General features: G+C 35.7%; 15 protein-coding genes. 6 read left to right on the top strand and 9 right to left on the bottom strand.

The window, feature by feature from the left end; all coding sequences use genetic code 11:
• Positions 1-153: 153 nt before the first annotated feature.
• A complete protein-coding gene (locus CD118_RS01695) occupies positions 154-756 on the top strand; it encodes a YIP1 family protein (RefSeq protein ID WP_060829388.1) in 603 nt (200 codons plus the stop codon).
• Between the two features lie 663 nt (positions 757-1,419).
• Here CD118_RS01695 and CD118_RS01690 read toward each other — a convergent pair.
• Positions 1,420-2,283 (bottom strand): fructosamine kinase family protein, encoded by an 864-nt coding sequence (locus CD118_RS01690; protein WP_103356153.1) that lies wholly within the window; start codon positions 2,281-2,283, stop codon positions 1,420-1,422.
• 292 nt (positions 2,284-2,575) lie between these two features.
• Between CD118_RS01690 and CD118_RS01685 the strand changes: the two genes are divergently transcribed.
• The 4 genes from CD118_RS01685 (at position 2,576) to CD118_RS01670 (ending at position 6,550) form a co-directional block, all read left to right on the top strand.
• A complete protein-coding gene (locus CD118_RS01685) occupies positions 2,576-3,238 on the top strand; it encodes an NAD(P)H-dependent oxidoreductase (protein WP_103356152.1) in 663 nt (220 codons plus the stop codon).
• Positions 3,239-3,597: 359 nt separating this feature from the next.
• Positions 3,598-4,575, top strand: a complete 978-nt coding sequence (locus CD118_RS01680; protein WP_103356151.1) for a tripartite tricarboxylate transporter substrate binding protein — start codon at positions 3,598-3,600, stop codon at positions 4,573-4,575.
• An 18-nt stretch (positions 4,576-4,593) separates the two neighbouring features.
• On the top strand, positions 4,594-5,037 hold the full coding sequence (locus tag CD118_RS01675; protein WP_060829384.1) for a tripartite tricarboxylate transporter TctB family protein: 444 nt from the start codon (positions 4,594-4,596) through the stop codon (positions 5,035-5,037).
• 13 nt (positions 5,038-5,050) lie between these two features.
• On the top strand, positions 5,051-6,550 hold the full coding sequence (locus CD118_RS01670; protein WP_103356150.1) for a tripartite tricarboxylate transporter permease: 1,500 nt from the start codon (positions 5,051-5,053) through the stop codon (positions 6,548-6,550).
• 93 nt (positions 6,551-6,643) lie between these two features.
• On the opposite strand, the gene CD118_RS01665 is transcribed toward CD118_RS01670, so the two are convergent.
• On the bottom strand, positions 6,644-7,021 hold the full coding sequence (locus tag CD118_RS01665; protein ID WP_103356149.1) for a glycosyltransferase: 378 nt from the start codon (positions 7,019-7,021) through the stop codon (positions 6,644-6,646).
• A gap of 13 nt (positions 7,022-7,034) precedes the next feature.
• Positions 7,035-8,141: a glycosyltransferase gene (locus CD118_RS01660; RefSeq protein ID WP_103356148.1), complete on the bottom strand. Its 1,107-nt coding sequence runs from the start codon at positions 8,139-8,141 to the stop codon at positions 7,035-7,037.
• A 319-nt stretch (positions 8,142-8,460) separates the two neighbouring features.
• On the opposite strand from CD118_RS01660, the gene CD118_RS01655 reads away from it, so the two are divergent.
• Entirely contained in the window at positions 8,461-10,635 is a 2,175-nt protein-coding gene (locus CD118_RS01655; RefSeq protein WP_103356147.1) for a bifunctional glycosyltransferase/CDP-glycerol:glycerophosphate glycerophosphotransferase, read from the top strand.
• Positions 10,636-10,729: 94 nt separating this feature from the next.
• On the opposite strand, the gene CD118_RS01650 is transcribed toward CD118_RS01655, so the two are convergent.
• The 6 genes from CD118_RS01650 to CD118_RS01625 all read right to left on the bottom strand — a co-directional run bounded on the left by CD118_RS01650 (position 10,730) and on the right by CD118_RS01625 (position 16,297).
• Positions 10,730-11,419 (bottom strand): ATP-binding cassette domain-containing protein, encoded by a 690-nt coding sequence (locus tag CD118_RS01650; protein ID WP_103356146.1) that lies wholly within the window; start codon positions 11,417-11,419, stop codon positions 10,730-10,732.
• A 5-nt stretch (positions 11,420-11,424) separates the two neighbouring features.
• Positions 11,425-12,189: an ATP-binding cassette domain-containing protein gene (locus tag CD118_RS01645; RefSeq protein ID WP_103356145.1), complete on the bottom strand. Its 765-nt coding sequence runs from the start codon at positions 12,187-12,189 to the stop codon at positions 11,425-11,427.
• Entirely contained in the window at positions 12,182-13,006 is an 825-nt protein-coding gene (gene nikC, locus CD118_RS01640) for a nickel transporter permease (protein WP_050329905.1), read from the bottom strand. The genes CD118_RS01645 and nikC overlap by 8 nt, the downstream gene beginning before the upstream one ends.
• On the bottom strand, positions 13,003-13,992 hold the full coding sequence (nikB, locus tag CD118_RS01635) for a nickel ABC transporter permease (protein ID WP_060829381.1): 990 nt from the start codon (positions 13,990-13,992) through the stop codon (positions 13,003-13,005). Before nikB ends, nikC begins: the two co-directional genes overlap by 4 nt.
• Positions 13,982-15,469 carry a nickel ABC transporter substrate-binding protein gene (gene nikA / locus CD118_RS01630; protein WP_103356144.1) on the bottom strand — a complete coding sequence of 496 codons (1,488 nt, stop codon included), beginning with the start codon at positions 15,467-15,469 and terminating at the stop codon, positions 13,982-13,984. The genes nikB and nikA overlap by 11 nt, the downstream gene beginning before the upstream one ends.
• Positions 15,470-15,550: 81 nt before the next feature.
• Positions 15,551-16,297: an epoxyqueuosine reductase QueH gene (locus CD118_RS01625; RefSeq protein ID WP_050345156.1), complete on the bottom strand. Its 747-nt coding sequence runs from the start codon at positions 16,295-16,297 to the stop codon at positions 15,551-15,553.
• Positions 16,298-16,351: the final 54 nt, after the last annotated feature.

The raw sequence follows: 16,351 nt of genomic DNA, 5'->3' as shown, positions 1-16,351 counted from the left end.
ATATTATATTATCATATTGCAAGGTAAAATATACTATTAAAAGTTAAAAATTCTAAAATATGCCATAACATATGAGAAACCTACAATATAAAGTATAAAATTATAAATTTTAATGATACAATCTAATATAAATATAATTTAAGGAGGCAATTCATGAATTACTCAAAACTGTTACATATTGAATCTTTCGTTAAGGAGAGGCATCGACCTAAAGTTCTGGTTAAAATTTTGATTTTTATTATTGTCAGTTGTTTAATCAGCTTATTAACCATATTAAACATTGATTTTACTGAGACACTTGTCAATGAAGGCGGCTTATCACCAATTGAAGCTGAATCCACATTACCAATTGTGAGAGTTGCCGGTACGATTGGGAGTTTCATTGTTTATTGTTTCTTTATAGCTTTATTGTTCTTAATCACTTGGGGAATAACTAAAATCTTTAAATCACAAGTCTCTGCTAAAGTTGTTTTTGCAGCATCTTTACGCTATGCAATTATTACAACTTCAGTAGGTTGTATTGTTGCATTACTACAGTGGCTTTTCCACATTGATCCAAGCATTGTTAAAATTGATTCATTAAATATCTTCGCACCTAAAAATAATTGGTTAGGCGCAATCAATATCACTAATATCATTTCAGCTTGGTTCTTTGGTATTATGCTTCATTCTTCTCTTGGTATCAGTCAAAAATGGTCATGGATAGGTGCATGCGTTGCATTTATTATCTTTTTCGTCATTTCCGGCCTTGGTTAATTGAACGAATTTAAAAAAGAGAACAGAGTTCGGGACATAAAATATTTAATATTCTTACCTTCATGTGTACGTTTGCTTAAGGACAATTATGCCATTATCATATAGATGAAGAAGATATTTTTATGAAACGATGAAAGTATTTTATAAAAACAAAATGTCAAAAATTATAGAACCCATCTAAGTGAATGTATTTTAAATTAAATATCGTTCATTTCGATATGCATAGCGTTCACCTCCTAAACGTTTATGATGTGATCAAATCAATGTTTCGTTCATTTATTTTTTGTCACTATTAATTAAATGACGCGAAAGTGATTTATTTTTAACTAAAACAGTGAGTAACGGCACGCATAAACGAAGTATTGATAGCGAGCCCTTGAGGGAAGTCATACAATACAAAGTTTTATCATAAAAGAATGCGCTCAGACGATTTTCTATTAAAAATCATTTGAGCGCTTTTTTGGATCAATGTCACAGCCTGTGTTCCGTTATAAATAACTCAGGTTACTATGGCTTAATAGAAGTACATGTGCAACCTAAATATCTACTTTATTTTTATTTAAATCACTTCGTGGATAAGCTACCAATATCTACTCATTCTTTATCACAAATAAGCACGGTTGATAATAGCAGCCCACTCCTATATTGACAAACGTTCTTGCACTAAGTTGCTGAATCGACAATATCATTCATTTTACGTCTGACACTTTGCGCATACATCACGCCAAATTTGACTAAATGCACCATCAATAAGTAAAGTTCATAAAATTGAATACGTAAATGAGCACCCTCACTTAAGGGATAAGCTTCATTATAGGCATGATAAAAAGCATCATCAAAGCCTCCGAAAACTTTTGTAGCACCTAAATCAAACTCTCGATCGCCGTATAATGGTGCAGGATCGAATAACGCCGGACGACCATCTGTTAAAAACATATAATTACCAGCCCATAAGTCGCCATGCAAGAGTGAAGGTTCACTATTATGTTGCTTTAAAGACGTAATCATAATCTTCCGGACCTCTTCAAATAAAGCATCATCACTTTCCGTCCATAATCCACGATTCCGAATCGTTTTCGCTAAAGGATTCATTCGTTGGTTAATAAATAATTCTGACCATGTCTCTGTCCATTCGTTATTAAATTGAACATCCCCGCCTTCAAAGGGCATAGGATACCCAAATCTCCCTTGTGGCTCGTGGGTATGGTGTAGTTTGGCGACAAGTTGTCCTAATGCGTGTTGACTGCCACTTTGCCCTTCTTCCAAATAACTTAATAACAAGTAGGCATCTTGGTCAATTCGACCTTGATCAATGACGACAGGCGCCGTCACACCCGCTTCCTCAAAAGCTTTTAAACCTGCCACTTCTGCATCATAAAATGAGGCCGCTCTATTATGCTGCACTAACAAAAAATACGTTTCATTACTTGTTTCTACACGATAAGCTTGATTGACATCGCCACCACTCACAGCGGTAATATTTTGAATATCTTGAAGTGGCAATTCACGATACCATTGTTCCAACATAAAACCTCAATCCTTTCTATATAAACACTTTTTCATATAACAATTCTCAATATAGTGACTACGCTTTTTTCATCTTTACGTACACTGTTAGCCGGTAATCTGTTGACAAATAATCATGGCGTCTTTCCGAATTAAAAATATGTCTAGATATTATTTCTAACATCTGGCTTAAATTATCTTCATTTAATGAAATTCCCTGATCATCCCACTGTTAAAACAAAATATTTTATTGTCTTTATATGCTTCGCTATACTAAATAATATGAAAATATGCACAAAGGAGTTGCAATACTATGGAAGATCGACGTCAATTGTTGCTAGATACATTTAATTACAGATTTGCGACAAAACGTTTTGATGCAAGCAAAAAAATATCAAAAGCGGATTTTAATACCATTCTTGAAACAGGCCGATTATCGCCAAGTTCGCTTGGTTTTGAACCTTGGCAATTTGTCGTTATTCAAGATCCAGCCATTCGTGCTGCACTTAAACCTATGAGTTGGGGCGCACAAGGTCAATTAGATACAGCGAGTCATTTTGTTGTTATTTTAGCACGTAAAAATGTCCGTCCAGAAAACAAGTACGTTCAACATTTATTACGTGATGTCAAACACATGGATGAAACGATGATTCAACAAATGAGTGAAAAAACGACTTCATTCCAAGATAAAAACTTAAATCTTTATGAAAGTGATCGCGCATTGTGGGATTGGGCAAGTAAGCAAACGTATATTGCACTAGGCAACATGATGACGTCTGCTGCATTCCTAGGTATTGATTCATGTCCAATTGAAGGTTTTCAATATGACGAGGTGGCTGAATTATTAACTGAAAAAGGCATCATTGATGATGAAAACTTTGCGCCATCTGTAATGGTCGCATTTGGTTATCGGGAAGAAGATCCAAAACGTGAAAAAACACGTCAAACCCAATCAGAAATTGTAAAATGGGTTTAGGTTCAAAACAATTGAAATCATATTATCTGTGATACGCGATGAAGATTCGAGAGGGCTTCGGGATGTAACATCTTTGATAACCTTTCCTTCATGAAGGCGCCTGCATAGAGGGGCTAAATATTACATGTTGATGTCAGCCCCTTGCTAATCGAAGTCTTTTCATACGAAGTTTTGCCATAAAAAAAGGGCGCGCTAAGATGGTTTTCTATTCAAAATCATCTTAGCGCTATTTATTTTGGGATTGATACCCTATCCCCTCATTTTTGTCTACAGACAGTCACACAAAGCCAAAATTAATGTATATTTTTCTGAATATTGTGATAAAATTAAAGCTGTCACAAACAAAGGGGGTATATGTTATGCGTAATTTCGTGACACTTTTAATTGTTGTCGTCTTTATTCTCACAGCATGTAGCCATGATCATCATGAGCAGTCGAAAAGCGAGACATTTCCAAATCGTACAATTGAAATTATTGCGCCCGCTTCACCAGGAGGCGGTTGGGATGCAACTGCTCGTGCCATACAGAAAATCATGCAAGATCAAAATTTAACTGATCAAAATATCACTGTCATAAACAAACCAGGCGGGGGTGGCGAAGTAGGATGGCAATATCTAACAGAGCGACCTGCTTCTTCCATTGCTATCAACTCCAGCTTATTACTGTCTAACCATGAATTAGGGTTAAGCGATTTAAGTCAACGCGACTTTACACCTATTGCTATTTTGGCGACAGAATGGATTAGTCTATCCGCTTCTAATCATTCTCATCTCAAATCAGGAAAAGAAGTCATGGAAAAATTAAAAAAGAATCCGAAATCGTTAACGATCGGAGTAGCGCCTGGCTTAGGAAATAACGATCACCTCGCATTTGTACAAGTAGCAAAAGCTTACGGTGTCGATGTAAAAAAATTAGATTTCCTTGTTTATAAAAGTGGTGGTGATTTAGAAACAGCGCTTTTAGGGGGGCATGTTGATGTCGCTTCCACAGCAGTCTCTGAAGTAAAAACGCAGCACCAAGCAGGAAAACTCAAGGTTCTTGCTACTACATCAGACAAACGAATACAAGGATTAGAAGATGTACCAACATGGAAAGAACAAGGATTAAATATTGTTTTTCCACATTGGCGCGGTGTCATGGGACCTAAAAACATGTCTAAAACAGAGCGTGCATATTGGAATGAAACTATGAAAAAAGTCGTTCAATCTGACCAGTGGAAAAAAATACGACAAAACAAAGATTGGGATGCATTTTATAAAGACAGTTATGAAACAGAAGACTTTTTAAATGCACAACAAAAAAAATATCAGCAACTGATTCAAGATGCTGGATTTTAAACAAAGGGGGTTTAAAATATGGCAAAATTCATTCCGCCTCTCGTCTGTCTTATGATAGGCATTGTCTATTTGATACTTTCGCTTCATCTCCCTATTTCTAGAATTGGAGATCCACAAAGCCCAAAATATTTTCCAGTTTTGATTTCAATTTTACTCATTAGTTCAAGTATCATCTATTTCTTTCAAATGTATCGTGACAAAGCAGTTTCTTTTGAAGCGTTCAAACAACTTTGGACACCCTTAGTCATAAAAAGAATCGGTTTAACTTGCTTATTTATTTTGATTTATACACTTATTTTCGAACGTGCAGGCTTTTTAATTTCAACCATACTCTTTTTAGCTGCAGTTATGTTCTTAATCAACGGATTAAAGCACTGGTTAAAAAATTTAGCTGTCGCAATCGTCTTTTCTGGGGTGGCATGGTATACCTTTTCACACCTATTAGACGTCAGCTTACCATAAAGGAGGGCTTACAATGGGAATAGATTTAAATAGTTTTTGGGAAGGATTAACAACAGCCTTCCAACCTATGAACTTATTATGGATTGTTGTTGGCGGATTCTTAGGAACTGTTGTCGGTATGTTACCCGGGCTTGGTCCAGCCACTGCAGTTGCCGTTCTTATTCCAGTCACGTTTGGGATGAATCCTGTGAGCGCGCTCATTTTAATGATTTCAATCTATTATGGCGCAATGTACGGTGGTTCGAGAAGTTCTATATTACTCAACACACCAGGCGACGGTTCAGCAATTGCTGCTACATTCGATGGCTATCCTATGACACAAAATCACCAAGCTGGTAAAGCTTTAACGATTTCAGCCGTGGCTTCTTTAATCGGTGGTTTGACTTCTGTCATTGGTTTTATACTACTCGCAAAGCCTTTATCTAACTTTGCACTCAATTTTGGTCCAAGAGAGTATTTTGTGCTCTTTTTATTCACCTTGTCTATGATTGTAACGCTATCACTTGGCAAAATGGTAAAAGGCTTCATCGCAATGTCTATCGGCTTAATGATGAGTACAATCGGTGTCGATTTACAAACAAGTGTGTATCGCTTCACATTTGATATCACACATTTAAGTGAAGGCGTTGATTTTCTTGTTATCATAATCGGCGTTTATGCAGTTGCAGAAGTTTTCTATAATTACATGCACTTAGATACGTTAGAACCGCCTAAAGCTGACCTCGGTTCAATGAAATTGACTAAAGAAGATTGGAAGCGCACGCGTTGGACGATGTTACGTCAAAGTCCGATTGGATTTCTCATTGGTGTATTACCCGGGGCAGGCGGGTCTGTCGCATCCCTATTAAGCTATGCCACTGAAAAACAAATTTCTAAAAACAGTAAAAAATTCGGTAAAGGCGCCATCGAAGGTGTCGCTGCGCCTGAAGCTTCAAACAACGCTGCTTCTGTTGGCTCACTTATTCCATTACTAACTATGGGTGTGCCTGGTTCAGGTACGACAGCTGTCATACTGGGTGCTGTTGTTATGTTAGGTTTGCAACCTGGACCTCTGTTATTTGAAAAACAGCCTGAAATGATTTGGACATTAGTTAATAGTATGTTTATCGGTAACATCTTTTTAGTGATTTTGAATATCGCACTTATCGGTTTATTGTTGAAAATTTTAAAGACACCATCAAAAACTTTGTATCCTATCATCTTGGTCCTAGCCTTTTTAGGCACTTATACTTTAAGTTACAGCATCATTGATTTTTACATTCTTTTGATTTTTGGTATCGTCGGTTTATTGTTGAAATTGCTCGATTTCCCAATTTCTCCATTAATTTTAGCTGCAATCATTGGCTCAGATATGGAACAAAACTTCCGCAAAAGCTTAATCACCAGTCAAAATCATTTAAGCGATATTTTCTTTGGCTCTCCGATTGCAATTGTATTAACACTTATGACGCTCCTTTCACTATGTTATCCATTCGTGATGAAATTCATTAAATCGAAGCAGAGCAACACTTAACGAGAAAGAGGTCCATACCAAAATGAACAGCACCAACTATACATTGCTGGTGCTGTTCGCTCTATGATTTTTTAAATTAATATAATTAAATATTTAATTTTTCAAATTTTCAATTAATAACTTATAGTTCTTGGCCGCATTAATATTACTAAATCGATCATTTAGTTGGACATTCCCAATCGGAAAGCGCGTGATTTCTTTCATTTTTTCAGCTAAATCGTTAATATTTTGAGAATCTACTAAAAACCCGTTTTTACTAACTTCAATGAGTTCTCTAGGGCCGTACCTTATATCATAAGAAATAACTGGACACCCATTGTTAAGGCTCTCCATGACAGAAAGTGCAAATCCTTCATATTGACTTGTAAGTATCGAAGCTGCATGTTGCGCAAATAATACTTCTGGCTCATCAGTTTTACCGTGATATTTAACATGTTCCGATAAACCTAAGTTTTTTATTTCTGCTTGCATATTTTTAATATCTTTACTTTCTCCATAACCATATATTTAAATCATAGTTAAATCCTGCATCTCTATATATTTTAAATGCTTCTAATATATGATTGACTTGTTTGTTCTCATCAATACGACCTATAAATAAAAAGCTAGGTCTTCTTTTATCGTTTTTAACATTTTTTATTTCTGCAAAATGAGGTATGACACTAATGCGATGTTCTTCTAAATTGAACTCCATTACCATTTCGCTTTTCTGATGGTCGGTAAGTACAATAACTTTATCTATTTCATTTGAACGTTTTTGTATTAAACTATAGCTGTTTTTCATATCTCCATTTAAATTTTTATGACTACTGTGAATCATAAAAACCTTTTTGATTGGTTTTCTTACATCTAAAATTGAACGATCTAACAATCTTGCATCATTAAACACGATTGCGCCTTCTGATATAACATTCTCATAAAAATATGTGAAAAGCTGCTTTTCATTTGAAAAAGCTTTGAAAATTTTCCCCTTTTTATAAATCGCAATATGAGAAAGTTTATTCGATTTATCTTGATTAAAGTGACGCACGCAATAAACTTCGCCTTCTGAATTATACAATCGATCACTCAACTTAATATTAAGCTTCGTATCATAATTGATTATGCGATGTAGATAGCCATATTCATTATATTCTCTTCTTTCAACTTTATGTTTTTGACTCGGCAACATAAAATCTTCCATTTTTAATATTTCAGATTCAATATCGTGGTATTCGCGATATAAAACATAATTTTTCCCATCATAATACCGTCTCACTCTATCATTTTTGTTACTTTTTTCTGAAGTTAAACCTGGTATCTCTATTTCACATTGACAATATTTAGGTTTTTTTCTAAAATTCGATTGTGGAAAGTAAAAACATAATCCATCAGTCAACCATTCATAGATATTCAACACTTTTGTCTCACTACTTAAGATACCTCTTCTTCTGAATCGTTCAAGTACAAGCGGATAGTTAGGATTATAATTGGTTGTTAAAATCACTTGCTTCTTTTTAATATGTTCTTCCATAAATTGTACTCTTCTTAACAAAGATTTCGTACGACCCCCATGATATTCTGGAAGTGTTGATGTAATCGTATAAATCATATTTTCCCCCTTGTTTAACAACTATGTTTACAGTTTATTTAAGTAAAATAATAAATATTATATTACAATATACTTAATACTTCAATATACAGACTATACTATGAACTTCCATTATAACGATATATACACGATTACTTCAACTTTTCTTTTATCATTATCATACATTGCCCTTTTAATAAAACTTCTTAATTCATATCGGCCTCTTAAACTACACTTTATAAATTCTTGATTGTTAGACTTTTAATGTTTTTGCTATTATTAGAATAAGTGTTAATGGTATAATACCAACTGTTAAATGAACTCTGAAAGGATGATTCTTATGAACGCGCTATCGATTATAGTGCCTTTTTACAACTCAGAAGAATATATCTCTGATTGCATCAGTTATCTTAAACGTCAACGCAATCAAAATTTTGATTTAATTTTCGTTAATGATGGTGCGACAGATAATAGTGAATCATTATTGAATGTTGCTTTAAAAGACTATGATAAAAAAGTTAAATATATTAAATTAGAAAAAAATCACGGCCATGCTTATGCACGTAACGTGGGAATGAACGCGGTTGAAACACCTTATTTTATGTTTGTAGATGCCGATGATAAACTTGCTACATATGCAGTCAATTTTTATTTAAAACATTTGAAAAGTTTTGATGGCTTGATTGCACCAGTACATGAGTTTGCATTAAATATGCCTCAATATGTCAATCAAGATCGAGTTCAAATTAAATACTTAGATACAAAACAAAATCCTAATTCTTTCTTAAGAAAAAATACAGTTTGTAATATCATCTTTAAAACAACTATTGTCAAAGCACATAACATTCAATTTAATGATGCACTACAAGTCTATGCGGATTGGTCCTTTATTCTTGAATATATCCAATATGCCGAGCGTTTCGTCCGAATTACAGACTTCCCATTTTATTTTAAAGGTGAAGTCTATGACCCATTTGAGACTAGTACATTGTCTGAGCAGGATTTTGACTTTCTCTTTGAGGATTACGCAAAAAGCTTTGTCGATGCATTAAGTCGTATAAAAAATAAAGATACACGTGCTTTTATTAAGCAACGGATGCTCAATAAACTCCATAATGAGTTCTCACCTAATTTACAAGAAACATCTGAGCGTTACAATGCGCATCAAGATACATTGGCGCAAGTGGCACGTCATTTAAATGGTGCTATTTTATCTGAGAAAAAGATACTGTTTTTTTTCGAAATGTTGGCATTAGCGTTTAAAAAGCCACAAGCAGCTGCTAAAATCAATCGATTGCGCTTTATTACCCGTCATATGAAGCGTATTGTACTACGACAAAAAAACAAAGAACAGTCTGAATACTTTTTGACTGATAAAGTTGAAAATGTAGATGAGAAAACAGTTGTTTTTGAATCATTTGGTGGAAAAAACTACAGTGATAGTCCTAAATATATTTATGAATATATGAGACACCATTACCCAGAACTTAATTATAAGTGGGTCTTCAGTGAACCAGAAGTCAATCAAGTCCCTGGTAATGCACAAAAAGTTAAGAAAAATTCAAAAGCGTACTATCAAGCTTATTCAGATGCTAAATTCTGGGTTTCTAATGCGCGGGTGCCACTCTTTTTAAATAAAAAACCGAACCAAGTCTATATCCAAACTTGGCACGGTACACCGCTTAAACGACTTGCGAACGATATGAAAGTAGTCCGAATGCCTGGTACAACGACAGCGCTATATAAACGGAATTTCTATAAGGAAGCATCACGTTGGGATTATTTAGTTTCACCTAACCGCTATTCTTCAGAAATATTCCGTACAGCTTTTTGGATGCCACCTGAAAAAATATTAGAAATCGGCTACCCACGTAATGATATTTTAGTGAATCGCGCTGACGATGTAGAGCTACAAAAAGAAATTAAAGAAGAATTAAACATACCAGAAGGTAAAAAAATTATCATGTACGCTCCAACATGGCGTGATGATGAATATATTAAAAAAGGTAAGTACACTTTTGAACTCAAAATTGATTTACCACGTTTACAAAAAGAACTCGGCGACGATTACGTTATCTTATTACGTATGCATTATTTAATTGCTAATGCACTGGATTTAAATGGTTATGAAGACTTTGCTATTGATGTATCGAACTACAATGACATTTCAAGACTTTACTTGATTAGTGATTGTTTAATTACTGATTATTCATCCGTAATGTTTGACTATGGTATCTTGAAACGACCACAATTTTTCTTTGCTTATGACATTGAAAAATATGATAAAAATCTTCGTGGTTTTTATATTGATTATCATAAAGACTTACCTGGTCCTATCCATACTGAACCTGGCGAATTAATCGAAGGTCTTAAAAATATTGATCATGTTGCACAAACTTATGATAAGCAAATCAATGCTTTTTATAACCGCTTCTGTGCGATCGAAAATGGACGTGCTGCTCAATATATTGGTGATATGATTTACGAAACCATTCAACAGACACACAAACAGTAAACGAAAACCCTTGTTCACAAAACAAACGATGTGAACAAGGGTTTTTTATGATATGAAATTTTTCTATTTAAAATAACAAGGATATACGCAGTGATTACTGATATAGGGCTAATAAAGATTTTGTGTAAGGTGCACGTTCTTCATGAAATAAATTTTCTATTGGAAATGCGTCTACAATTTCTCCCACTTTTAATACGATAATACGTGAAACAATTTTTTGTAGAAAAGCAATGTCGTGTGAAATAATCACCATTGCTTTTTGTGTCCGCTTCGCATGTTTATTTAATTGTTGTGCCATTTTATCTTCAGCAATGACATCCAAATGGGCAGTGACTTCATCACAGATCAATAAATCGGGCTGAAGCATTAACGTACGTATCACATTAAAACGTTGGAGTTGTCCTCCACTTAGCGCACTCGGATAGCGCTTTAATAATGTTTCAGATAATTGCATTTGATGTATGAGTTCATCACGATAATGACAATAAAACTCGCGTTTCTTTTGATTGTAATGAAACGCTTCATTCATAGAAGCTTCAATCGACAATTTAGGATTAAATGCATGTACGGCGTGTTGATATATAGGTAATATATATTGAAAAGTTGAAACGACTTGACCGCTTTGTGGTGCGACTTCTCCTAACATAACACTCGCTAAAGTCGACTTTCCCGAACCACTTTCACCTAAAATCCCTACTTTTTCATGCGCTTCAATTTTTAATGTAACATCTTTGAGCGCTTGCTGTGTTTGATATTTAACGTTGATATGCTCTAATTTAATCATTCAACTCACCCCTTCTGTAACGGATGACGATAGCTTAAAAGTTTCGCACTATAAGGGTGTACAGTCGCCGAATTAAAATGTGACCATGTCCCCTTGTCGATGAGTTGCCCCTGTTTCATGACGTAAATATAATCACTAAAACGTGCAACGTGTGCTAAGTTGTGCGTCACAATCAATAAAGTGACTTGATGTGATTGCGCTAAATCACAAAGTAAGGTCATAATTTGATGTCCTGTAACGACATCTAATGCCGCTGTCGGTTCATCTGCTATTATAAGTGAAGGCTCTAGCATCATAACACTCGCAATTAAGACACGCTCCAGTTGTCCTCCTGATAACATAAATCGGTATCGTTTTGATAAATCTATTGCTTCTAATCCGACCCACCCTAAAGCTGCTTGAACATGGGCTTCAGCCGTTTCATGTGAAACTTGATAGTGTTGACGATAAATGCCAATGAGTTGCTTCTTGATGGGCATGTGGTCATTAAAACTATGCGTATAGTCTTGTGAAATATAGCCAATATGTCGCCCTAAGTAGGGTTTGAGTGTGCGTTCAGATACGTTTCGATATAAAAACGCTTGATAGGAAACGCGACATCGCTCTGGCAAGACACCGAGCAAACTTTTAATAAGCATGCTCTTGCCAGCACCGCTCTCGCCAATTAATAGATTCACTTGTGAAGTATAAAGCGTGAAGTCGATATTTTGAACGATCGTTTTTTCTGCATCATGAATCGTCCAATCACGAATTTCAAGTAATTTATCCACTAAAGTGACGCTCCTTTCTTGTAAAATAGTCACGTAAGGCATCACCTGTCAGCTGGAAAATTAAAATCGTAACCGTAATCATCACCGCGGGTGCAAACAATAATAGGGGAGCTGAAGTCATAAAATCACGACCTGCATTCAGCATGGCGCCCCATTCAGGTAAAGGTGGTTGCGCTCCTAATCCAAGAAATGAAAGTGCCGAGATATATAAAATAATTTTACCAAAATCAACAGTAGCCACTACTAAAATCGAAGGCAACACGTGTGGCAAACAATGTCGCCATATAATGATGGGCGTAGGCACTTTATAAAATTTTGCCATCCTAATATAATCCTTGTCGCTTACACTTTTAACAATGGTCCGTGATAAGCGCGCATAAGTCATCCATCTTAACAAAATCATGGCGAATACAATATTCCAAATGCTTGGCTTTAACAGACTGGCCATTGCAATCACTAATACAAATTCAGGAATACTTAAACCAATATCAATGATACGCATGATCATTTTATCTAATTTTCCTTTAAAATAGCCCGCGAGCATCCCTATTGGCACACCCACCAGTATCGTTAATAACAGTGTTAACAAGCTAATTAACAACGTGTACCGCGCCCCTATCAAAAGACGTGCTAACAAATCCCGGCCATAATCATCTGTGCCTAACCAGTGTGCTGCACTGATAGGTAAAAGACTTTCATCTAGTTTCACATCAAAGGCAGCCTGTTTCGAAACAATCCCTTGTGCAACAATGAGTAAACATAAATAACCGATACATACCCACACAATGAAAGGTAAATGACGTCGTTGATTCATCATTGTGAAGACACCTCATATTCAGCTGTTTCTATTTGTATAGGTTCTGTCTTTTGATGTTGTAAACGTTGCTTTGGATCTAAAAACAAAATCAGCATGTCGCTTAACATATTCGCCAAGACCACAATCACACCCATCATTAACACAATACCTTGAATGACGGGATAGTCTCTCGCACGCACACTATCTACTAAAAATTGCCCTAATCCCGGAATACTAAATACACGTTCTATCACTACCGTCCCACCTACTAAACTTCCTATAGATAAGCCTAATATGGTCACGACAGGAACGAGTGCAGGTTTCAATATATCTGTAAAAAATATGTACCGTTCAGACACACCGCGTAAACGTGAAGCCGCAACTTCTCGACTTTGATACAAGTTCATCACTGTAGATCTCATCAATCGAATATAATAGGCGCTCATTCCAATACTCATTGCCATCACCGGTAACACCAAGTGAATGGGCGAAGTATACCCAGATGCAGGTAAAATGTTTAAACGGACTGCAAAGATATGAATGAGAACAATACCTAAAAAGAATGACGGAAGACTAACCGTCATCGATGTCGTGATACGAATCAATCGATCCATTTTACTATTTGGGTGACACCCTGCCCATGTCCCTAGAGGTAATGCTGTCATCATAACGACCATTATCGTCAATATAGCTATCATTATTGTAGGTTGCACATGAAAAATAAGCGCTTTGAGCACGGGTTCATGTGTTTGATAGCTCTCACCAAAATCAAAATGAAGCACGTGTCCTAACCATCGCCCATATTGTATAAGCCATTGATCATTTAAACCATACGCTTGGCGCGTGGCATTGATAGTCGACTGTGACACATTTGCTTCTCCAACATGAAGCATGTGAACTACTGGATCGCCTGGCGTCAACTTCATTAAAATAAAAGTAATCGTTGATAAAATCCACAGTACACTGATCATTTTAATGATCAGCCGAACAAATCTTTTAATGAGCATTTGTCATATCAACCTTTTCATCTACTAAATATATACCTTCTGGTGTTGCTTTAAAGTGACTCACATTTCTGTTTAGACCATCAACTGTATCATTGTAAGTAATATAACTTGCTGGTATATCACGTGCCGCTGTTTCAATAATGTCATTAGATAGTTTTTCACGTTGAGCTTGATTGACCGTATGATTTAATTGTTCAATCATTGCCGTCACTTTTGAATTTTTATAGGCACCTTTATTGACCGAACCATCTTGATGGTAAGCTTGATTGAAGAAGTAACCCGTATCCCCACGCGGAATCGTTCCAAAGCTATACATTGTTGCATCCCATTGGGAACGATCTGCTAAATAACCTTCAATATCATCAACTGTTCGGATATCTATATCGATATGGGCTTTTTTGGCGTCCGACTGAATGACCTGTGCCATTTTAGGTAATTCTGGACGACCTTCATATGTAATCAATTGAATTTTTAAAGGGTGGGTATCACTATAACCTTCTTTTTCCATTATCGCCCTTGCATCTTGTATATTTTGTTTTTTCACTGCTTGATGCTTAATAAAATCAAGATGGTCATTAAAAGGACCCGTAGCCGGCTGGGCAAAGCCTTTCGAAATTTCCTCTGCAATACCTTTTCTATCAATGACCGCATCTAATGCTTGGCGGACAGGGCGTGTCATCTTTTTACTTACTTGATTATAAACGACCATCTGTGTTCGATAACCCGATACACGCGCTATTTTTGTTCGATCTGACTTGGCTAATTGCTGAATACGATTAACAGGGACATCTGTGATTAAATCGGCTTGTCCAGATTCTAGATGACTGACACGCGCATTTCCATCTTCTTGATAAGTGACATTCACGCCATCAAGTTTGGGTTGTCCATGCCAATATTTGGAATTTCGGTCTAGACTGATTTTCTGAGAACGTTGATAACTTTTGATTTGATAAGGTCCCGTTCCTATAGGATGTGCATTTAAATCTGTTTTAGCATCCACGTCAAAAATCGCCACATAAGGATTTGCTAATTCAGAGGCGAGTTCAGGATAAGATGATTTTGTTGTAATTGTTACTTTTTGGCCTTGAGCCTTAATACTTTTGATGGGTAGTGTAGATTTGACAAAAGGACTCTTCTTCAATGCCGTTTCTAAACTTTTTTTAACTTTTTCTCCCGTCAGTGGTACCCCATTTTGGAAATGGATATGATCTTTAAGTTTTATTTCTAACTGGTCGGACGAATTGTAATGATACGATTGTGCTAACCAAGGTTGAATCTCACCATTTTTTGAAACTTTAAATAGCGTTTCTGCCGCACCGACTCGAACAGGAACGTCTGTTTCAAAAGGGGCAATTGAAGTTGTTTTCAAAGGGAGCTCAATATCCAATATTTTTTCGTTAGAATGGGAAGAAGTTCCACAACTTGCTAACAATAATGAGGCCGTCGTAAATAATGCCACTGAACGCTTATATTTCATAGTTAAATGCCTTCTTTCTCTCTATTTAAGAATAAAATAATTAACTATGATATTATATCAAAAAAATATTTAAGCACCAAATCAGCTTTCAGAAACCGTTTGCTTTTGTTGGTCTAAATGATCTAAAAAGCGTTTTGCTTGTTGATTAATTGTCTTAAAGTCGATACCTTGTTGTTGGGCAGCAAAAACACAGCCACAGTAACATTGTCGAAAAATATCATAATCTTGACACATCGTAATAGAACGCTCGTATCCTTTATTTTTTTTGAAGTCGCTCGGTAAATATTTCACATCATAAATTTGTTGTACATCTAAGCCAATCTCATTAATTAATTGCGCATTTTTTTTAGGTGACAATGTGATTGCACTACCAAAGTAATCGTACCCCATTTCAACTGCGGCTTCAGCTACCATTTCAAGGCGCATGCCAAAACATGCTGAACAACGTGCACCGCCTTCAGGTTCTTCAGTTAACCCACGGGATTTAGCCATTTTCATAAATACATGTGGTTCATATGGCGCTTCGATATATTTTACATGACTTCCCGTACGTTCATTAAAGTCATTGACAAATTTTTCTTGTACACGCGCACGACGAAGATACTCATTTTTAGGATGAATATTAGGATTCGCAAAGTAAATCGCAACGTCTGCATGTTCTGTCAAAAACTCAAGTGTATAGGTGCTACATGGCGCACAACAACTATGCAATAGTATGGATGGACGCTCATTTTCTCTTTCCCAGTTCATGATCATTTTTCGTAAAACTTTATCATAATTAATTTTTTGGTTTTTCATTTTATCTAGTATTTGGTCTGCTTGAATCATTATGCTCCCCCACTTATAAAAAATATCATTGTTACATAAAATATAACATAAATC

The sequence above is a fragment of the Staphylococcus coagulans genome, assembly GCF_002901995.1.
Taxonomy (GTDB): Bacteria; Bacillota; Bacilli; order Staphylococcales; family Staphylococcaceae; genus Staphylococcus; species Staphylococcus coagulans.
The sequence above is the reverse complement of the archived record's forward strand: the minus strand, read 5'-3'. Positions and strand labels throughout refer to the sequence as shown.